Source organism: Rhodococcus sp. JVH1, from assembly GCF_000280725.2.
In the GTDB taxonomy this organism is placed as follows: Bacteria; Actinomycetota; Actinomycetes; order Mycobacteriales; family Mycobacteriaceae; genus Rhodococcus_F; species Rhodococcus_F jostii_A.
The window spans coordinates 399,834-419,063 of the sequence record NZ_CP166290.1 but is presented as its reverse complement, the minus strand read 5'-3'; the positions used below and the strand labels follow the sequence as shown (position 1 = coordinate 419,063).

17 protein-coding genes are annotated in these 19,230 nt (G+C 62.9%); 7 read left to right on the top strand and 10 right to left on the bottom strand.

The genetic code is table 11. The features are described 5' to 3' along the window. Nucleotides 1-383 precede the first annotated feature (383 nt). A complete protein-coding gene (locus JVH1_RS39500; protein WP_009478569.1) occupies nucleotides 384-1,661 on the top strand; it encodes an MFS transporter in 1,278 nt (425 codons plus the stop codon). A gap of 1,048 nt (nucleotides 1,662-2,709) precedes the next feature. On the opposite strand, the gene JVH1_RS39495 is transcribed toward JVH1_RS39500, so the two are convergent. Next, nucleotides 2,710-4,161, bottom strand: coding sequence for an aldehyde dehydrogenase (locus JVH1_RS39495; protein WP_009478571.1), 1,452 nt, complete (start codon nucleotides 4,159-4,161; stop codon nucleotides 2,710-2,712). A gap of 185 nt (nucleotides 4,162-4,346) precedes the next feature. Here JVH1_RS39495 and JVH1_RS39490 point away from each other — a divergent pair, with 185 nt between their 5' ends. The 4 genes from JVH1_RS39490 (at nucleotide 4,347) to JVH1_RS39475 (ending at nucleotide 7,913) form a co-directional block, all read left to right on the top strand. Continuing rightward, nucleotides 4,347-4,526, top strand: coding sequence for a hypothetical protein (locus JVH1_RS39490; RefSeq protein ID WP_009478572.1), 180 nt, complete (start codon nucleotides 4,347-4,349; stop codon nucleotides 4,524-4,526). 802 nt (nucleotides 4,527-5,328) lie between these two features. Then, nucleotides 5,329-6,750 (top strand): UbiD family decarboxylase, encoded by a 1,422-nt coding sequence (locus JVH1_RS39485; protein WP_043781442.1) that lies wholly within the window; start codon nucleotides 5,329-5,331, stop codon nucleotides 6,748-6,750. Between the two features lie 63 nt (nucleotides 6,751-6,813). Next, the gene (locus JVH1_RS39480) at nucleotides 6,814-7,287 is read left to right on the top strand and encodes a hypothetical protein (RefSeq protein ID WP_009478575.1); all 474 of its coding nucleotides are present in this window, start codon (nucleotides 6,814-6,816) and stop codon (nucleotides 7,285-7,287) included. Next, complete coding sequence (locus JVH1_RS39475) at nucleotides 7,284-7,913, top strand: non-oxidative hydroxyarylic acid decarboxylases subunit B (protein ID WP_043781420.1); 630 nt, start codon at nucleotides 7,284-7,286, stop codon at nucleotides 7,911-7,913. The genes JVH1_RS39480 and JVH1_RS39475 overlap by 4 nt, the downstream gene beginning before the upstream one ends. 8 nt (nucleotides 7,914-7,921) lie before the next feature. Here JVH1_RS39475 and JVH1_RS39470 read toward each other — a convergent pair whose 3' ends face one another. The 6 genes from JVH1_RS39470 to JVH1_RS39445 all read right to left on the bottom strand — a co-directional run bounded on the left by JVH1_RS39470 (nucleotide 7,922) and on the right by JVH1_RS39445 (nucleotide 13,431). Beyond that, on the bottom strand, nucleotides 7,922-8,821 hold the full coding sequence (locus JVH1_RS39470; protein ID WP_009478578.1) for a LysR family transcriptional regulator: 900 nt from the start codon (nucleotides 8,819-8,821) through the stop codon (nucleotides 7,922-7,924). Between the two features lie 2 nt (nucleotides 8,822-8,823). Further along, complete coding sequence (locus JVH1_RS39465; protein WP_009478579.1) at nucleotides 8,824-10,530, bottom strand: asparaginase domain-containing protein; 1,707 nt, start codon at nucleotides 10,528-10,530, stop codon at nucleotides 8,824-8,826. A gap of 119 nt (nucleotides 10,531-10,649) precedes the next feature. Next, on the bottom strand, nucleotides 10,650-11,471 hold the full coding sequence (gene hcaB, locus JVH1_RS39460) for a 3-(cis-5,6-dihydroxycyclohexa-1,3-dien-1-yl)propanoate dehydrogenase (RefSeq protein WP_009478580.1): 822 nt from the start codon (nucleotides 11,469-11,471) through the stop codon (nucleotides 10,650-10,652). Between the two features lie 54 nt (nucleotides 11,472-11,525). Then, nucleotides 11,526-11,732 (bottom strand): hypothetical protein, encoded by a 207-nt coding sequence (locus tag JVH1_RS39455; RefSeq protein WP_009478581.1) that lies wholly within the window; start codon nucleotides 11,730-11,732, stop codon nucleotides 11,526-11,528. Beyond that, nucleotides 11,729-12,259, bottom strand: a complete 531-nt coding sequence (locus tag JVH1_RS39450; protein ID WP_009478582.1) for a 3-phenylpropionate/cinnamic acid dioxygenase subunit beta — start codon at nucleotides 12,257-12,259, stop codon at nucleotides 11,729-11,731. The genes JVH1_RS39455 and JVH1_RS39450 overlap by 4 nt, the downstream gene beginning before the upstream one ends. Then, nucleotides 12,256-13,431, bottom strand: coding sequence for a Rieske 2Fe-2S domain-containing protein (locus JVH1_RS39445; protein WP_240319587.1), 1,176 nt, complete (start codon nucleotides 13,429-13,431; stop codon nucleotides 12,256-12,258). The genes JVH1_RS39450 and JVH1_RS39445 overlap by 4 nt, the downstream gene beginning before the upstream one ends. On the opposite strand from JVH1_RS39445, the gene JVH1_RS39440 reads away from it, so the two are divergent. Then, nucleotides 13,357-13,557, top strand: coding sequence for a hypothetical protein (locus JVH1_RS39440; RefSeq protein ID WP_371113192.1), 201 nt, complete (start codon nucleotides 13,357-13,359; stop codon nucleotides 13,555-13,557). The genes JVH1_RS39445 and JVH1_RS39440 overlap by 75 nt on opposite strands. A gap of 289 nt (nucleotides 13,558-13,846) precedes the next feature. After that, nucleotides 13,847-16,165, top strand: a complete 2,319-nt coding sequence (locus JVH1_RS39435; RefSeq protein WP_043781422.1) for a LuxR C-terminal-related transcriptional regulator — start codon at nucleotides 13,847-13,849, stop codon at nucleotides 16,163-16,165. A 272-nt stretch (nucleotides 16,166-16,437) separates the two neighbouring features. Here JVH1_RS39435 and JVH1_RS39430 read toward each other — a convergent pair whose 3' ends face one another. The 3 genes from JVH1_RS39430 to JVH1_RS39420 are packed head-to-tail and all read right to left on the bottom strand — an operon-like array spanning nucleotide 16,438 to nucleotide 19,158. Next, on the bottom strand, nucleotides 16,438-17,250 hold the full coding sequence (locus JVH1_RS39430; protein ID WP_009478585.1) for a carbon-nitrogen hydrolase family protein: 813 nt from the start codon (nucleotides 17,248-17,250) through the stop codon (nucleotides 16,438-16,440). Then, entirely contained in the window at nucleotides 17,247-18,410 is a 1,164-nt protein-coding gene (locus JVH1_RS39425) for a HisA/HisF-related TIM barrel protein (protein WP_009478586.1), read from the bottom strand. Before JVH1_RS39425 ends, JVH1_RS39430 begins: the two co-directional genes overlap by 4 nt. Nucleotides 18,411-18,465: 55 nt before the next feature. Further along, nucleotides 18,466-19,158 carry a DUF2848 domain-containing protein gene (locus JVH1_RS39420; protein WP_009478587.1) on the bottom strand — a complete coding sequence of 231 codons (693 nt, stop codon included), beginning with the start codon at nucleotides 19,156-19,158 and terminating at the stop codon, nucleotides 18,466-18,468. Nucleotides 19,159-19,230 lie beyond the last annotated feature (72 nt).

Sequence of the window (19,230 nt, the reverse complement as noted above, 5' to 3'; positions counted from 1 at the left end):
CAACAGTGCGTTGGGGGGTTGGAGCACTCGTGTGGCGCAAACCAGCAATGCACCCAATGGAAAGCGTCGGCCACGAGTGTTGCGGTCGTATGCCTGAGCGCAAAGTGAACGTGGGATTGATCGTTGCTCCCGATTGACTCGCGTGGGTGGAGCGCCTTCGGTGCACTCCATCGTATACGGGCGCGAGGTGCAGCGATGTCCACGTGCGAGATTGGGCGAGGACGACGCTGCGAGAATCGGCAGCTGAATTCCGAGGTGCTGTCGCGTTCCCACAGGATCGGGTAGCTCACCCACGCACTCAGGCGCTATCCCGAGCAGCATGTCACGTAGGGCTGCTGATCGTCTATTCGCGCGAAAATACCCTTCAATACTAGTGAGGTTAAGTGTTTGGCGACAATATCTCTGACAGTTCTCAACTGACCACGGAGCACCAGCTCGTACAACGACGTGTCGTAGCGCTGCGGTGGCGGGCAGCGTTGCTGATGGTGGCGGTAATCTCGGCCTCGATCGCCGTGCGTCCACCGATCACAGTGATCGGTCCGCTCGCCGACACTGTCCACGCCTCGACGGGGCTGTCTTCGACGGCCGTTGGTGTCCTCACTACGCTGCCGATGGTGGTGTTTATGCTCGTGTCGGCCCACGTGTCTCGTGTCGCTCGCCGACTCGGTATGGAAGTCGCGATGGCAGTCGGATTCGCACTCGTTCTCGCCGGCAGCGTGATCCGATGGTTCCCGTCTATTCCGCTGATGTATCTGGGAACGGCAGTGGTCGCCATCGGTCTGACGATGCCCAACGTGCTTCTACCGGGAATTATCCGTCGGGACTTCCAGACCCGGATAGGGCCGATGACAAGTCTGTACATCGCCTTGACTGCCGGGGGCTCTGGTGTCGCGTCGTTCCTCGCCCTTCCGCTTGTGATCGACTTCGGTTGGGGTTGGCGCGCGACTATAGCCTCCACTGGAGTACTTGCCGCGATCGCTGCGATGACTTGGTCGCTGGTCGGCGGTGAACGACATCAGCCCGCGGCCGAGATCGTGACGCAGACCGTGGTGTGGCGTTCGCGGACAGCATGGTGGGTTGCACTGTTCTTCTCCACGCAGACGTTGACATTCTATTGTGTTGTGGCGTGGCTGGTGCCGGTGCTCACTGTCAAGGGGCTGACGCCGACTGCAAGCGGCGCTTTCCTAGGTGGATTCTCGATAGTCGGCATCGGCAGCAGCCTCGTGGCACCCATTCTTGCTGCGCGGCATCCGAGTCAGAGTACTGTTGCCGCTGCGTTCGGCGTGATTCAAACGGTTGGCGCCCTGGGGATGCTTGTGTCCACGGGGCTGGCAGCGGGGGCCTTTGCCCTTGTTTTCGGTGTTGGGGCTGCCGGCGGCTTCGCTGTGGCGTTCACTTTGTTCGGGCTCCGGGCCCCCAATCACATAGTGTCGAGTGAGCTTGCTGGCATGGCCCAAACTGTCGGATACGGTGTCGCAGCGATCGGTCCGTTGCTGTTCGGGTTCCTTCACGATCTGTTCGGGAACTGGAATATTCTCCTCGGCGCGTTCGTGGTGCTGGCAGTCTTGGCTGTCGCTCTCGGGGTTCTCGCGGGACGGCCACACTTCGTGTCCGCTGGTCCATCTTTGGGCAATCGTCGCGACGAGATGCATGTTTCGTAGATTTGTGCGGCGGCTCGCCTCGATTGGTCGGGACTCGTAGCGTGTTTGTATGTGGGCGCTGGTGAATCGATGGAGAATATGCCAGTTGCAGTCCTTCGTACCGTCGAGTTGGCCTGCCGAAGCTGAACACGCTGGGTAGAGTGAAGGCTTCGTGCGGGCCAACTCGAGGACCTAGGTGGGGGTCCGACTCTACTATCCCGCAAGTGGTCGCAAATGCCCCAAGGTGGTGGTCACCGAATGGATGTGGAGAGTCGTGATCAATTACCGATGCAGCCGGACAGTTTGAACTAGCAGAACTTGTCAACGGTTTCCGCGTGTCTGAGTCATTTCCGATCTGCAGGTGGACCGCGAAGCCCGGCAGTCGGGGTAGTCCGCGTGATGTTCAGCACCAGATCGGTCGGCTTAGCTGTGTGCGTCACCATATGGCGCACCGCATGGATGTACTAGGCGATCGCCCGCTCCAATACGGGTTCACGGGTTGCGCCGGCGGTTTGGTCGGATCGTCGACGGTGCACACGGTCTTCGCGCTCTGTAGCCGTTGCTGCATTCGACGTGTGCGTGCGGCTCGCCGGTATGTCAGTCATCCTGGGGTGACGTGATGGCGGGAGCTGGCGGCGTGTCGTCCATCTCTGTGCCGGCTGCCTCGTCGAGCAGGATGTAGCTCGCAAACGAGAGTCCAACCCATGAGAGTAGGAACCGGCAGATTCGGTCCAGCATGTTTGTTCTCCAGAATCTCGGGGGTGCGCGGCCGATAGGCCTCGGCAACTGTGTGTGATGGACTTTCGTCGAGGGGGACGTGGTTCTGGTTCCATATTGTTGTGAGGCAGATGGAGTCGTTGACCGTTTACAGCAGAAGATGCGGCGGAGTCGGTCGTGCACCGCCGCGGTGTCCCACCCTTGGAGGCGATGGTCGCCAGAAGCTGGTCGTGCAGTTATGGGTTGTGCTAGAGCGGCTAGGTGTATCGGGGGACTCGCGGGCGACGACTAGGTCGATGCCGGCGCTCGCGGACCGGGCCGGTCATATGTTCGTGATCGAGCCCGGTACAGGTCAGATGAGGGCGGGATCGACGTAGAGGGTCTGTGTCTCGGTGTAGTCGTCGAGGCTTTCCGGTCCGAACTCGCGTCCGATCCCACTGGCCTTGAACCCGCCAAACGGGCTACCGAAGTCGAGGGTGAATGTGTTCACTCCGAACATTCCGGTCCGAATGCGGTTGGCGACAGCCATGCCGGCGGTACGGTCGTTCGTCCACACCGAGCCACCCAGGCCGTAAGGGGAGTCCTGTGCGATTCTTACCGCGTCGTCGATGTCCTCGTACTCGATTACGCACACGACGGGGCCGAAGATCTCTTCCTGCGCGATCCTCATTTCGTTGTCTACATCGACGAAGAGCGTCGGGCGGACGTACCACCCGCGCGTCAATCCGTCCGGCATCCCTGGCCCGCCGACGAGAGTGGATGCGCCCTCGTCGGCGCCGAGTTTGATGTAGCTGGTCACCCGTTGCTGCTGGGCGCGGGTCACCATCGGCCCGACATCGACGGCGGGGTTGGACGGGTCGCCGACCCGCAGCGACTGGACCATGTCCGCGAGGGCTCCGATATAGGCCTTCTTGCGTGCACGGGGAACGAGAATACGGGTCTGGCTCACGCACCCCTGCCCGCTGTTGGCGAAGGAAGCGAACTCCATAGCGGACGAGGTGGCCACGGGATCCGCATCGTCGAGAATGATTGCCGCAGACTTGCCGCCCAGTTCAACGGTACAGCGCCGCATATCACGTCCACACACGGAGGCGATCTGCCGCCCGACGGGCGTCGAGCCTGTGAATGCGATCTTGTCCACCAATGGATGCGCTACCAGGTGTTTGGATGCGGCCTTGTCCGCGGGTACGACGTTCACCACCCCTGCGGGCAGGCCGACTTGTTCGACGAGCTCGGCCAGCAGCAGCGCATCCAGGGGGCATTCCGGAGCTGGCTTGACTATCACGGTGCAGCCCGCGACGAGGGCTGGTGCAAGTTTCGCCATGATCAGCATTTGTGGGAAGTTGAAAGGGACGATCGCGCCGACGACGCCGACCGGAAGTTTGCGGACGATCGCCGGTCCGCTTTCGGCAGTGGAGCGAGTTTCCTCCCAGTTGTACTCAGCGGCGAGCGCGATTGTTGAACGCAAGCAGTAGAGTCCGCCGGCTGCCTGACGAGTTCGCGACAGCGTGATCGGCGCGCCCATCTCCGCAGTAATGATCTCGGCAAATTCGTCCAGTCGTGCCTCGTAGAGATCGGCGAGTCGGGTCAGGTACCTGAGGCGTTCGGGAAGTGCCATCTGTGGCCAGGGGCCCGTGTCGAATGCGAGTCGGGCCGCGGCGACGGCCGCGTCGATATCGTCCGGAGTTCCGTTCGGAACTGTTGCGATGACTGTCTCGTCGTGCGGCGAGACGATCTCGATTGTGGCGTCTCCTGTCGAAGGAACCCACTGTCCGTTAACGAAGATCGTGTGGTAGTTGCGCATGTTCGCCTCTTTGGTCGATGGAGTAGGAGCACAGGAGCGCCCGGGTGTGAAGCGGAAGTTGTTTCGTACGGCTGAACGGCGTCATGGACGGTGCCGCACCCTCTACATAGCGTATGAGTGGTCGCGCGTCAGACGAGTGTCGGATCGAATACTACTGTGTACCAATTTATTCAAAGGATGGGGCGATGGAGAGATTAGTATTGTGGCCGACCGGTCCGGTTCGGGAGTGGCCGACAGCGGCGCTCGAGCGGTTCGTCGCCGAGGTTGATCGTGGCATGGTGATCCGCGCCGCCGCCGGTGGGTGCTTCCTGACGCTGAACGACGCCCATACCGAGTTGGCCCGCCGACGGACCGGAACTCGGTAGCCGCCATACAAGGACGCTAACTCGACACGGGCCCAGTTGTGAGCTTCGTTCCGAGTTCTGGAACGCTGGTTTCAGCGCACAATTCGGTGCCAATTCCCGTGGCGCCGGGTCGTTGTTCTGGATCGAAGATATTCACAGGATTCGGAGCCTGCAACGAGCACTCGCTTTGGTCCCGGGCACGGAAAGACTATTAAACGCAACGAATATGCACCAGCGCCGCAGATTTGTGCGTCGCGCCAGCCCGCCGACATCCGAGCGGGTCCTGCGTCTGACGCTGCGGACGCTCGGCAGGTAATCGAGGGCGGTCGAGCACGGGTGTCGTGTATAGCGTGTTGTGGCTCGGTTTTGGGTTTAGTCTTCCGTCGCCGGAGGCATGGTTATGGCCCTCGGTTGCGTGCGGAGTCGTACTCGCGGCCGCTGTCGACCCCAATCTACTGGAGGCGCAGGTGTGCGGGGCTGGGCGGTGCCGATGGGTCGATCGTGTCCGACGGCACCGGCGCGAACACGAATGCTCCCGCGATCCCGATTGGCCAAATGGCCGCCGATCTGATCGCCGCGCGCTGAGCGACTGCCCGGGCCGAGCATGTCTGTGCGCCATAAGAAATTCGCATGGGAGTCAGCTGAACCAGCTATTGGACATGTGGAAGCATCGGTTGCACAGTTGATTTCGTCGAACAGCACATTACGAAGCGTCGACACTCGAGGTTCGGCTCGACGCTGAAACGCTCACGAATGAAAGGGGATAGAGCTACGGCCGTACTTCGGCGGGGCTCTCGAACGCGCAATGACAGACTTTCATGATCTGCGGCACTACATCGACAATTTGAGAGAGAAGCTGGGAGATGACGAGGTACGTCTCATCGAAGGTGCAGACTGGGACCTCGAGATTGGCTGCATCACTGAACTTCTTGCCGAGAACGAGGGCCCCGCGCTTCTATTCGACAACATCCCTGGCTACCCGCCAGGATACCGGGTCTTTGCGAACTTCATGGGAACCGCGCAACGCTGTGCGGTGGCACTCGGACTGCCCGCCGACACCTCGAAGATGGATATCATCCGGGCCTGGAAAGACCTCAGTAAGCGGATCGAACCGATTCCGCCGATAGAGGTCTCAACTGGAACGGTCCTCCAGAACGTTATGGAGGGAGACGACGTCGATCTGACGGCGTTCCCGACCCCGCGTTGGCATGAGGGAGATGGTGGTCGCTACATCGGCACCGCCTGCATGGTCATCACCCGCGATCCCGACACCGGGTGGGTCAACGTCGGCACCTACCGCGGATGCGTGCAAGGCAAGGACCGGTTGTCATTGTGGATGCTGGGTAACCGGCACGCACTCGCCATCGCGAAGAAGTACTGGGCGCGCGGCCAGGCATGTCCGATCGCGGTGGTCGTCGGTTCGGATCCGATCCTGTCCACCGTCGCCGCCATCGCTGCCCCCGCTGGCGTGTCCGAGTTCGACGTCGCCGGGGGCTTGCGTGGAAAGGGCGTCGAGATCCTCTATGCCCCCGGCAGTGACCTGCCGATCCCCGCCCACGCCGAGATCGTGATTCAAGGCGAGATGCCGCCGGTGGAGGAGGAGTCGGTACTGGAAGGCCCGTTCGGCGAGTGGACAGGCTACTTCACTCATGCAGGTCATGAGACCGTCGTTCGGGTGAATCGGATCATGCATCGCGACTCGCCGATCATTCTCGGAGCGCCGCCGATGATTCCGACCGTCCCGGCCGGCGACCAGGCAGTTCCGCTCTACTCCGCCTCCGTCACTTGGGACCATCTCGAGGCATCGGGCGTGCAAAACATACGCGGTGTGTGGGCGTATGCCCGGCAGCTCATGATGGTCATCTCCATCGAGCAGACCGGTGCGGGAGACGCTATGCACGCCTTGCTCGCGGCGGCCGGGCGCAAGCGGACCGGTGGCATGGAGCGCTACTTCGTTGTCGTCGACGAGGACATCGATGTCACCGACATCAACCACGTTCTGTGGGCGATGTTCACCCGGGTGGATCCGTCCGAGTCGATCCACATCCTGCGCACGCCGACAACCGCGATCGACCCACGGTTGTCCCCCGCCAAGCGCGAGGCCGGGGACATGTCGATGGGAATTGTACTGATCGATGCCTGTAAACCATTCGCGTGGAAGGACTCGTACCCGAGTGCGAATCGGTTCGACGAGCCCTACCGGGCCGAGATCCGCGAACGGTGGAAGGCGACATTGCCGCTGTAGACGGGTCGGTACGTACCGAGTACCAATGTCAGCCGAGTCGAGAGAACGGAAAGGTGGAGTCGGATGATATCGATTCCCGATGAGATTGTCGCACTGCTGCACGGATTTCCTTATACGGGTGCACACGAGCAGGCCTTTCCGTTCCTCTCCGTCGACGCGGCCGGATACCCGCATAGCGCGTTACTGTCGCGGGCGGAGCTCGAACCGGGTGCGGATACCGCCACTCTGTTGGCCGTCGTCGCGAGCAGTCGAACCCGGACCAATTTGCAACGATCCTCGACGGCCGCCCTCATTGCGGTGGATGGTTTCGTCTGCCATCACCTGAAGCTCGAGATGGTGGCCTCGGTGAGCGCCGACGAGGTCCTCGGATGTGTATTTGTACCTGTCGAGCACAAACGCGACGACATAGGAATAGCAATGCAACCATTGAGTTTTCACACGACATCTGAACTCGCCGTACGCGAGGACTGGCCGCGTAGTGCTGCAATGTTCAGCCGGTTGCAGGCACTGCTGGGAAAGCGAGATGAACACCGATGACGAACGCCACGACTCGCATTATCGTCGCGATCACGGGGGCCAGCGGTGCACCGTTCGCTGTGCGTCTGTTGGAGACGTTGCGCGACATGCCGCAGATCGAGACTCATCTCGTGATGAGCACGTGGGCGCGGTCCAACATCGAAATGGAGACGGCTCGCTCTGTGCGTGAGGTCGTGGAGCTTGGGGATGTGACCTACAAGGTTGGGGAGCAGGGCGCGGCGATCTCGTCCGGATCATTCCGAACGGCCGGGATGATCGTCGTGCCGTGCAGCATGCGAACGCTCGCGGGCATCCGCCACGGATATGCCGACAACCTCATCTGTCGCGCCGCCGATGTAGTACTCAAGGAGCGGCGGCGTCTGGTCCTGGTGCCCCGCGAAACGCCGCTCAACGAGATTCACCTCGAGAACATGCTCGCGCTGAGCCGCATGGGTGCTCGGATCGTGCCACCTATGCCGGCATTCTACAACCGCCCCGAGACAATTTCTGACATCGTCGACCACGTCGTGGTCCGGATCCTTGACCAGTTCGATATCGATGCGCCGCAGGCAAGGCGGTGGCGGGGCATCAACGCGGCGCGACATGAGCTATCCGGGTCGCGAGACGGTGGATCCTCGTCCTCATAGGTGTCTGATCACTCCACAGCTTGCCGCTTCATCGCTAGCGCCGCAGTGTGGTCGATGAACGCTCGTGCCGCCGGGCTCGCGGCGGCGCCGACGCGCCAGACAATTCCTAAGCGACCGGGTGGAAGCTCGGGGACTTGCACTGAGACTACTCGATTATTAAGTGTGAGAGCGGATTCCGGTACGAGTGCCACGCCGAGACCCTTCTCGACCATCATGACGAGGGTGTCCGGGTTACCAGCCTCGAACGCGATGTGGGCGCGGACGCCGTCGCGGGCAAGGGCACGGTCGAACTCCCAACGTAGCCCCGAACCCTTTGGAAGAGTGATCAACGGCCGTTCACCCAAGGCGCTGAGAGGTAGCTCCGTGTTGTCGGCGAGAGGATCGGAGGGCGGGAAGGCCAGCACGACCGGTTCGCGGTGTAGCTCTCGGGTGCGCACGCCTGTCACGTTGTCGGCGGTGAGGCTGGTGAACGCTACGTCGAGCGTGCCGTCACCCGTGCGTCGTAGAAGTGTGGCGGCTGTGTCCTCGGTCAGGGAGATGTCGACGCCGGGGTGTTTGCGGTGGAACGAGGCAAGGGTCTCGGGCAGGTCGATGCTGCGCGGATAGATGGAAGGAATGCTGCCGATCGCGACGTGTCCGCGCAGCAGTCCGGTCAGCGCGTCGATCGATGCGCGTCCGGCCGCGAGCGCATCCAATGCCGCGTGTGCGTGTGGCAGTAGCGACTCGCCGGCTGCGGTGAGTTTCGCGACGCGTGGCAGGCGCTCGAAGAGCTGCTGTCCGAGTTCCTTTTCCAATGCCTTGATATGCGCACTGACGCCGGATTGAGCGACATGCACGCGGTGCGCCGCACGGGTGAAGGTGCCTTCCTCGGCGACTGCGATGAAATAGTGGAGCTGGCGCAGATCCATCGTCAGTGTGTATCGAAGATGTGTTGATACGTTGCAACTGCTTGCTCGGTGGCGGTCCGTTCGGCCGGGGTTGGGTTGGTCGGGTCTTCTGCGACCGGCAGTGTGCCAAGCTTCAGGAGCGCCGCCATCAGCAGCATCCGAGCCTTGGTCGAGGTCAGATTGCTACCGGAGATGAAGATTGGGTCGGTGCGGTAGGCCATGCCGCCGGTGTTGCCGCGCCCCACCCGGACTACCGGCATACCCGAGAACACCGCGGTGGCCAGCGCCGAGTTCGTAGCAGGACTGGACATTCCGAACGGCGACATGCCCTCGCATACGAAGCCGGCAAGCGGAGCGTCGACGAGGTTGGCTGCGATTCGGCCTAGAACCTCAACTTCGCTACCGGTGTCCGGAGCCTCGTCGGGGCCGGTCGACATTCGTCCGTATCGGCCGTACTTGGTGATCGAGACGACCGGCATCGCGTCGGGAACCAGGTAGCCGTCGGCGTCCTTCACAGTGATCTCGACCAGGCGGATCTTGCCCGGTTCGCCGGACACTCCGCTGACAGTGGTCGGCAGATGGCTCAACCGGACATCGGAGGAGTGGGTATGCAGGTACGTCGGTGTGTAGGTGACCCGCGGCGGTCCGTATCCGCCCATATCGGCGACGATGCCGCCGTGGCCCCCGGTTGCTTCATATCCGCCAGGGCGGGCATCGACCTTAGTTACCTCGCGTGCCGAGTAGACCAGCTCGTCGACTATCAGGACGGCACCGAGCCGGTTGCGCCCCGTCTCGTCGACCGCGGCCGACGAGACGAGGAACTTTACGCCGTCGATGATGTTGCGGGCGCCGTCGGCGCTGGCGGACTGGTGGCGCCTCTGGGCGGTGTGCCCGACGATCGGCACCGTGGTGTCAACGAGCAAGGCGAGCCAGTACAGGGTTTCCTCTGTGGTCGGACTGCCCTCCAGCCACTGGGCCCCGATGTAGTCGCCACTGGCGAGTACTTGTTGGACCAGATTGGTTGCTCGCGCCAGTGTGGCCAGATCAGGTTCGCGCTGGAGGTGATAGGGGTAGTACGGGAAGTAATCCTCGCCGAATGATTCCGGACCATCGTCGTCGTGGCTTGTGCGATACCCGCCGCTGGGTGCGGGGCGGAAGAAGTCGAACTCCGCCCGCGTACTTAGGTCGATCGGGTGCCCGTGGTCTTCGAGGCCGAAGCGCTCGATCTCCTCGTAGACGCGTCTGGCGTCGGGATAGAAGGTTTGGCGGCTGTGCGCCGGAGGGGCGAATGGGAAAGTAGTCGTTGCATCCCACGCGGATCCGTCAGCTTGACGCGCCATGTAGGGCAGCGGATAGAGCCCGTCGTCCGGCCGCAACTCCACCTCGTACACGGGGGTACCGCCGTCGTCGGGCTCGACGGACTGGAACTCGCCGCGTGCATTTAGCCATCCGTCCGGGAGGGCGTAGAGCTCGCGGGCGTCGGCCTCGAGCGGATGAGCGGTGTAGGCCTCCACGTACACCGTCACCGGCGCGGCGAGGCGCTGTGGACGGAGGAGATCGAAGCGGGGCGTCGCGCCGTCCAGAGTGGTCAGCGGGTCCAGCCCATGCCGCCTGCGTGCCTTGTTCGATGTGACCAAGTCAGGGCTATTGCCGATTGTGGCAGTCGGACCGGAGAACACCGCTATTCGGACGCGCGGCGTCGCCCGCGGGTTGTCAGATGGTGTGGTCACGCCAACTCCTCTTCTCACTCAATATCTTTGTACTGGTGCGGTTTACGGGTTCGGCACCCGAAACAGGTGGAGCGCGGGTGCGCTGCGCGGTTCTCGGGTTCAGTTGCGGGGTGGAAAAGCTACGAGATCAGCTCGCCGCCCAGCGGAACCAACCCGCGGCTTTGTAGTCCACCATCAGAGTGGATGACGCAACCTGTCACCGACTTCGTCCGTTCCTTGGAAGCCAGGTAGACGTACGCCCACGCGTGGTCGGCGGGTTCGGACGCCACCTGCAGCGGATTGGTTTGGCGAATCAAGCCGGGCAGGTCAGGCATGTCAACCAGGCGCTGATCACCAGAGTCCATCGCCTCCACACCGCGCAGTGGCGTGACAGTCCCGCCTGGTGCGACAGCGTTCACCCGGATGTGCGGGGCGAGTTCGAAGGAGAGCTGAGATAGCAGGCCGCGGACAGCGAACTTGGAACCGGTGTACAGCGGTCCGCCCCCACCAGGGAGGAATCCTGCATTCGAGATCGTGAGCACCACGTTGCCCCGTGACTTGGACAGTTCGGGCAGGGCCGCCTTTACGGCTAAGAGCGAGCCTTTCACATTGACGTCGAACATCTCGGCGAAGGCGGCGTCGATTCGATCATCGTCGAGGCTTTCGAGTGATACGAAGTAGTCGAAGATGCCCGCCACTGTGACCAGCACATCGAGTCGGCCGAAGCGCTGGACGGTGTCGGCGACTGCACGCTTGTGGTCGTCGAGATTTCGGACGTCGCCGTGGGTCGCGGTAACGTTCTTGCCGGGCAGCGCACGCAGTTCCGCGACGGCTTCCTCCGACCTGTCGAGGACACCGACCTGCGCGCCTTCCTTAACGAAGCGCTCCACCACGGCGCGACCAATCCCGGTGCCACCACCGGTGATCAGTACAACCTTTCCGGTCAACCAACCTTCACTCATGTTGATCCTCTCCACGATGGTGTCGCCCGACTCTTCGGGCAGTGCAGTAAGTAATCACAACGATGTTGGGCCGGTCGAGCCCTCGAGCATTCGAGTGAACACATCGGTGGTCTGCCAGGTGAGGGCTTCCAACTCGACTGGATCGAGCCGGATGGTGGTGCCCCTCCGAGGCGAGGTGATCTCGAGCCGCTCGCCGTTGCCGGTCGCGACCACCCGCACGGTCACGTCGGCGAACTCGTTGCGGAGCTGCAGCGAGGTCACAGGAACACCCCGAGGTTCGCGGTGACAAGCGTGGTGTGCGCCAGATGCACGGTTCGGGCCGCCAGCCTCCAGCCGTCGGGGGTGTCGTGTAGGACGTCGCACCTCTCGCCGACGATCAGGTCGGAGTCGGTGCCGTCGCCCTGGGCTCGGTAGCACATGAAGTTGCTCCGTACGTTGTACTTGTCGTCGGCGTGGAGCGGATCGACGCGGACGTTGGTCACCAGTCGTTGGGTGCGCGATGGTGGGTCTTCTGCGTAGGCGTGTTCGGTATACAGCCGGGAAACTCGCATCTTCATCGATGCATAGTTGTCCTTCATGTGGAAGCCGACTGGTGAGAATTCGAGATTTCGTGCCTCTGCGCCGCGGGTGACGCGAACCGGCATCACGTAGACCAGTTCTTCGGACAGGCATTCGAGCCAGCGGTGGAACTCTCTGTGGTCGAGATATTCGGCCTCGCGGAAGAGGAATTGTGTGCATTCGGCGGCGATGTCGCGCGGGGTGGTGGTTGAGGTGCTGGAGACGGTCACTGCTCTGTCTCCGTTCGGCCGACGCTGTCCGGTGTGGACACCTCGCGCAACCACCGGCGGTAGAAGGCGCGCTGCGGGGCCTCCCCGAGGGCCGTGGTCGTGGCCCGGCCGGGGAATCGCCACTCGGGGTCCTCGGCGTAGTCGCTCATGCCGTCCAAGCCGAGCTGAAAGTTAAAGCGCATGCCGCTCTTTCGTGCAAAGGAGGATCGTCCTGCTACGGGTGCGCCACCCCAGACGACGGTGTCGTCCTGTTCGAGGATGCCCGCTGGGCCATGCATGCTCAACGCCGCAACGTAGGCGTCCTCGTTGAATTGCTCCGATGCGCTGTTCCAACCCAGCGTCCAGTTCCAGTTCACGATGGTGCTGGGACCGTGGGGCTGCCACTGCCGCAGGTAGGTGAAGACCGTAGGCGGGGCGTCAGGGTGCGGGGATGCAGGCACCCGGACCAGTCCGAGGTTCGGGAAGATGAGGAATGTTGTTGCGGAGTGATTCTCGACGAACTGGCGCTGATCAGGACTGAGTCGATCGAGCTGGAACGTGTCGGCAACCTCGGGTGGGAATCCTGAGCGGTGCCACGGTGGTGGCAGGAATCCGTCATTGATGATCATGCCGTGGCCCTCGTCGAAATACACATGGCGGGAAGACGCCTGCGGTCCCGCCCCGCCCGCCTCGATGCCGGGGAACATGCCAACTTCTTCCGCGGATCGATGAAGGGAGGGAACGTGGTAGGCGTCGGCCATGAAGTTCTCGGCGCCGGACTTCCAGTTTGCGGGAACCCGCCAGCGGTGCGGCTCACCGATTGCTCGCATGCCCTGCTCGTTGAGGCCGAGAAGCGCGTCCAAGTACCATCGCATGCCGCCGAGGTACTCGTCGAGCGTCGGCGCTTCGGGATCCAACGACGCGAAAATCAGGCCATGTACCGAGTCCACGTGTGGTGCCGACGCCAGGCCCCACTTTGCGGAATCGAGCTTCTTGTAGGCCTTCTTACGGTGCGGCGCACCGCTCCACTCACCGTTGTTCTTGAAGAGCCACGAATGGTATGGGCAGCGGAAATGTGAACTGTTTCCCTTCTCGACCCTGCAGACCGGGCTACCACGGTGGGTGCAGTTGTTGAACAGGACCCGAACCTGACAGTCTTCGTCGCGCACGACGATGAATTGATCTTGTCCGATGTACCGAAGTACGTAGTCGCCCGGCATGGGAATTTCGGATTCGTGCGCGACGAAACACCAGCAGCGAGCAAAAATGCGGTCCAGCTCCAGGGCGTAGAGTTCGGGATCGCTGAATACTTCGGGTGAAACAATTCCCTGCTGTAGCTCTTGATCGACAGTTCGGAACAGTTCCACGGTTGCGGGTGATGTCTGGATACGCGGACCGGATTTCGGCTCTGTCAGATGATCGAACACGTGACATCTCCTCGTGGTGTGTCATGCGATTTCTCGGTAAGGTACGACCCTCACGACGAGGTGCCAACAGGGGCGGTCCGACGGTTGGAACGCCACTGAACGGCCGCGATTCCCGGATGTCGCTTGGATGCCGATGACTATCGTTGAGAGCCGAAGACCCACGAAGGACCGAGGTGCTGTGATGGCTGATGACCCGCCACTCCCGAGCGCGGCGGGCGGCCTTCCGGTGGACATGACCAGCCTGGTAGGGCGCAACTCGGAATCGGCGGAGGTCCGCCGGCTGTTGGCGAACTCGCGGCTGGTGACACTGACCGGGAGCGGCGGGGTGGGCAAGACACGCCTCGCGATCGACGTGGCGCGCAGGGCCCGTCGCAGGTTCTCCGACGGAGCGATGTTGGTCGAACTCGCCGAGGTGGCCGATCCTGCCCTGGTCGCGTTGACAGTGGCGCAGGTGGTGGGCGCGCCCACCCATCAGACCGACGTGGTGGCAACGTTGATCGATTATCTGCGGGGACGTGAACTCTTGCTGGTGCTCGACAACTGTGAGCACCTGCTGGACGAGAGCGCGGTCCTGGTCCGCAACTTGCTGTCCGCCTCGGCTGACCTGCGCATTCTGGTGACCAGCCGTGAGCCGTTGCGAATCGCCGGTGAGCATGTCTTCGAGGTCGAGCCGCTTTCAGTACGTCGTACGGCGATGGATCCGGCACACGAAGGTGCACGATCCGAGGCCGTGACGCTGTTCGCCGAGCGGGCCGCGGCCGCTGCCCCCGGATTCCGGATCACCCCGGACAACGCCGAGACGGTAGAGGAACTGTGTCGTCGACTCGACGGGTTGCCGCTGGCGATCGAGCTCGCGGCCGGGCGAATGCGCGCATTGTCACCCAGCGAGTTACTCGATCGCCTCGACGACCACTATCGATTGCTGAGCGTCGGCGACCGGTCCGCAGCGCCGCGCCAGCAGTCCCTGTGGGCGACCCTGGACTGGAGTTACGAACTCTGTTCGAATCGGGAACGCGTCTTGTGGGAGCGGTTGTCGGTCTTCACCGGAACCGTTCATTTGCACGCGGCGGAGTCCGTCTGCAGCGGCGACGCCCTATCGCAGGACGAGGTCGTGGATTGCATCGCGGCGCTGGTGGACAAGTCGATTCTCGTGAAGCGCGTCACCGGGGGCAGGCCAACCTATCGCATGCTCGAGACGGTGCGTGAGTACGGACTTCGCAAGTTGCGCGGAAATCCGGCCGAGGCCACGATCGAGGAGCGATATCGGTCTTACTACCAGCGGCTTGCGCGGGAGTTCGACGAGAACTGGTTCGGTCCGGGGCAGGAACAGATGGTCGACCGGATGCGGGGGGAGCACGCCAACCTGCGTGCCGTCCTCGATTCGCTGCTTTCGGATCCCGAGCGCGGACGGGACGCACTTGGCATGGCATCGAAACTGTTCTGGTACTGGCTGGGGTGTGGACAGCAGCGTGAGGGACGGTACTGGTTAGATAGATCGCTGGCGTCGGACAGCGTCTCCAGTTCCGAGCGTGCGGCCGCGTTGTGGGGAAACGGTTACCTCGCGGTGGCGGAGGGCAAGGCTGTTGTCGCCTTAGATCTGCTGCGTGGCAGCGAGAATCTCGCGCGAGAGCTGGGTGATTCCGTGAACCTGGCACACGCCACACACCTTCGTGGGGTCGCCGAGCACAACCTCGGGAACACGACACTCGGGATGGCATTGATCGAAGAGGGGTCGGCAATGGAGGAGTTGGGCGGTCCCAGCATGCTCCAAGTCCTCGCCCTCGAACATGTCGGTTGGGCGTTCTGCCTTCGGCAACAACCAGAACGGGCGCTTGAGGTGCTCGAACGGTGTCGCCGCATATGCACCGAGCACGGCGAACGCTGGTTGCTATCGTGGATCCTCACATTCCTTGGTTTGGCGCTGTGGATGCGTAGCGACCTCGAACGGGCCGGCGAGCATTTGAGGGAGGCACTGGCCGTCAAGCGTCCCTTCCACGATGCGCTCGGTATCGCGGTGGTGATGGAGATCCTGTCCTGGGTCGCGGCTGCGGAGGGCGACGCGGAATGGTCGGCACGATTGATGGGCGCGGTCCGACGGGTGTGGGAGCCGCTGGGGGACTACCCCGGTGGATTCGAACTAAGGGGCTGGAGCGAGACGACCTCCCGTGAGATTCGAACACGACTGGGCGGGAACGCATTCGATTCCGCCTTTGCTGAGGGCCGCCTGCTTGGTACCGAGCAGGCGATCGCGTATGCGCTGGGAGAGGCGCCGCCGGCCAAGGACGAATCCTCGCCCGACGACGCGCTCATCAGCAGCCTCACCCCCCGCGAGGCGCAGGTCGCAGACATGCTGGCGGAGGGTATGACTAACAAACAGATCGCGCAGGCATTGGTCGTCGCGCCACGTACGGTTGAGACTCACATTGAGCACATCTTCACCAAACTGGGAGTGAACTCGCGGACCCAGGTCGCGGTTTTGATTGCAGCGCAGCGGAGCTGATCGATCACTGCTGCAAGGGCCCCGCGGGAACCGGAGATCACCGCGAGCCGCTCGACGCAATTCGCACGGCGGTGTCGACGATCGAGTCCGCTTCGACTATAAAACGCGCAACGCTTCGCAGCCGCGACGAGTGTGCTATGGAACCGTGTAGCAACCTTCATCCGAACCTTTGTCGATTCGAGCTAGGGAGAGTGTCGGTAGGGGTAGTCTTTTCAACTCACAATTTCAGTGGTCTTTCAAGCCTTGCTCCGACACCTTCGATGTCCCAGATCTCAAAGTGGCGCGGGCGCTCGGTTGGCCAGCACTCCCGTCCGTGCGCGCGAGCGGATCGCTGTGGCTGCGTCGACGTCGGCGATGAGCAGGTCCGGCCCGGTTCCCAATCGGTGGGTGACGGCGCCGAGTGGATCGGCAACCAAGGACCGGCCAATACCGGTCGGCGCGTCCGGATTTACCTGTGTACCTGTGACCTTCGGATCAGCCTGGTCGCATCCGAGTACCCACGACCCGGAATCCAGTGCGCGTGCGCGCACGAGCACCTCCCACTGCTCTGCCTTGCCTTCGCCGGCACCCCACGAAGTTGTGAGCAGCACCGCACTCGCTCCGGCGTCGGCGAGTCGCTGGAATAGCGCCGGGAACCGCACGTCGTAGCAGGTTGCGACACCGAGTACGAGATTGTCGACCGTCACGGTGACGCAGTCCGTTCCTGGCGCGACGGTGTCGGATTCGCGATACCCGAATGCGTCATAGAGGTGGATCTTGTGATAGCCGAGATGATGGCCCAGCCCGGTGAGTAACACGGTGTTGCGCACTCGGTCCCCATCTGGGGTGAACATACCTGCAGCGATCAGGACACCATGGTCGGCGGCGATCTGTTCGACCGCAGACGCCCATGCGCCGTCGATCGATTCGGCGACCGCGGCGAGCGGGACGCCGAAATGGGCCATGGTGGCTTCCGGGAAGACCACGACCCGTGCTCCGGCGTCGGCGGCGCGCTCCACCCAGCTGCGTATGAGCGACAGGTTGTGTCCGGGGTCGGAGGTGGAGGTCATCTGGCAGAGCCCGATTCGTACGCTTGTGCCCGTCATGGCTTAGCGTCCTGTCCCTCGCGCGGAATCCATCCAGGTCGGCTCAATAGATAGCGCACCATCCGTGGCGGGATGGTCAGGGTGGTCTCGATATCGGCTGCGTTCTCTGGTAGCTGGGTCCGGACCTGGGTGTGCGCACCGGTCATGAGTTTGTCGATCCACTCGGGGTCGATGAGGGCCGCACGGCCGACCGCCACCAGGTCCGCGCCCGCGCCCAGGGCATCGTGGGCATCGTCGAGTGTGCGGATGCCGCCACTTGCGACGACCGCGCTGCGCCCGGCGACCGCGGCGGCGATAGCCTCGATCGGATTGCGCGACTCCACGCGTTCCCGGATCTTGGTCCAGTCTCGGTCCTCCGGTTGAGGGGAGTTTCGGCGGAAGTTGTCCATCGAGATGTGTACGTAGTCGACTCCCTCGCTCGCCAGGCGATCGGCCAGGCGAGCGGAATCGTCGAGGGTGTAACCGCCGGCCTCGGACTCGAACGGTGTGATCCGAAAGCCGACGGAGATCTCCGGCCCCACCGCGTCGCGCACGGCCTGCGCGACCGCGAGCGGAAAGCGCATCCGTTCGGTGACGCTACCGCCCCACCGGTCGGTGCGCTGGTTGGCGCGTGGAGAGAAGAACTGATGGATCAGGTAATGGTTTGCGCCGTGGATCTCGATACCGTCGAAGCCTGCCTGCACACCGAGGGAAGCCGCCCGTCCGAATGAGGCGACGAGATCATGGATCTCTCGGTCGGTGAGTTCACGCGGGGTTTGCGCGTTGGGACGGGCCGACGGGATGGGAGAGGGGCCGCGGATACCGCCTGGCCCGACTAGATCTGGCAGTGCGATGCGGCCGCCGTCGTAGATCTGCAGCACGCCGAGACCACCGTCGCCACGCACGGCTTTGGCGACCGTCTGCAGGCTGCGCAAGTGGGCCTCATCGGTCGCACCGATTCCCTGCCAGGACCGGCCGTCTGGGTGCACGTAGGCGCAGGAGGTGATGGCTGCGCCGAACTCGGCTGAGCCTCGGCGAGCGAGGTAACTCAGTTCGGCTGCGGTGGCTGAACCGTCGGGATGTGAGGAGTCGGTCGTCATGGGTGCGAGAACGAACCGATTTCTCAGCGTTGCACCGGACTTGAGTCGAAGCGGAGACCAAGGGTCGGAAGGATCGTGCATAGCAGCTCCTGCGGGGAATGGAATCGTCGGCAAATCAGGCGAGGAGATTGGGGTATCAGTCAACAGGCGGCGGAGTCTGGCGCACCGTGTAGGACAGCGAGATCGACTGGCTTGTACGGGGGTCGCTCAGTTCGACGTTCCATCCGGTGCTGAATTGGTCAACTTCGGTGCGCATGGGGATGGTTCCGGACATGAGTATGGTGCCCGGGTTCAGCAGTTTGCGGGCACTCAGTTCCTCTGCCCAGTACATGGGGGTCAGCAGTTCGGCGAGTGTGCCGTGCTGGATTACTTGAGGTCCGGCCTCGGTCTGTACGCTTCCAGTAAGGGTGATTTCGTCGATGTGGTCTGCGACATCGGTCAGCCGCCAGGCCTGGCGCGCGAGCACGTCCGGTGCGGCCTGCTTACTCCATGCGACACCGTGCTGTTCGAGTCGTCGGTCGGTGTGGTCGCAGGCGGCGGTTAGCAGCAGCTCACTCGGATCGGTTCCGGCGACTACCAATGCCCACTCGGCCTCGCCGGAGGTGCGTTCGTGTTGGACGGGCACCTCGTCGATCTGCATGGCCAGGTATGGAGCGATCGGATAGATGCACGGGATCCTGGTCGGTGCCGGCACTCCGAGCTCGGCGAGCTCGGCGATGTGTGCGGCGACGTCGGCTTGGCTGCGACCGGCATATCCGGCGTTGAGCAGGGTATGAACCGTCACTGCTACTTGCTCGTGATCGGGTAGCTCGAAGGTCAGACGGGTCATGGTTGTCCTCACTACTGGCGTGGCAGTGCCACGGTTGAATGGTGCGCGTGGCTGCGCTAGTGGGCTGTTCGG

Excerpts from the sequence above, each read along its gene's own strand:
- JVH1_RS39495 (WP_009478571.1), bottom strand. The coding sequence starts at position 4,161 with ATGCGCAACTACCACACGATCTTCGTTAACGGACAGTGGGTTCCTTCG.
- JVH1_RS39490 (WP_009478572.1), top strand. The coding sequence starts at position 4,347 with ATGGAGAGATTAGTATTGTGGCCGACCGGTCCGGTTCGGGAGTGGCCG.
- JVH1_RS39480 (WP_009478575.1), top strand. The coding sequence starts at position 6,814 with ATGATATCGATTCCCGATGAGATTGTCGCACTGCTGCACGGATTTCCT.
- JVH1_RS39475 (WP_043781420.1), top strand. The coding sequence starts at position 7,284 with ATGACGAACGCCACGACTCGCATTATCGTCGCGATCACGGGGGCCAGC.
- JVH1_RS39470 (WP_009478578.1), bottom strand. The coding sequence starts at position 8,821 with ATGGATCTGCGCCAGCTCCACTATTTCATCGCAGTCGCCGAGGAAGGC.
- hcaB (WP_009478580.1), bottom strand. The coding sequence starts at position 11,471 with ATGAGTGAAGGTTGGTTGACCGGAAAGGTTGTACTGATCACCGGTGGT.
- JVH1_RS39435 (WP_043781422.1), top strand. The coding sequence starts at position 13,847 with ATGGCTGATGACCCGCCACTCCCGAGCGCGGCGGGCGGCCTTCCGGTG.
- JVH1_RS39430 (WP_009478585.1), bottom strand. The coding sequence starts at position 17,250 with ATGACGGGCACAAGCGTACGAATCGGGCTCTGCCAGATGACCTCCACC.
- JVH1_RS39425 (WP_009478586.1), bottom strand. The coding sequence starts at position 18,410 with ATGCACGATCCTTCCGACCCTTGGTCTCCGCTTCGACTCAAGTCCGGT.
- JVH1_RS39420 (WP_009478587.1), bottom strand. The coding sequence starts at position 19,158 with ATGACCCGTCTGACCTTCGAGCTACCCGATCACGAGCAAGTAGCAGTG.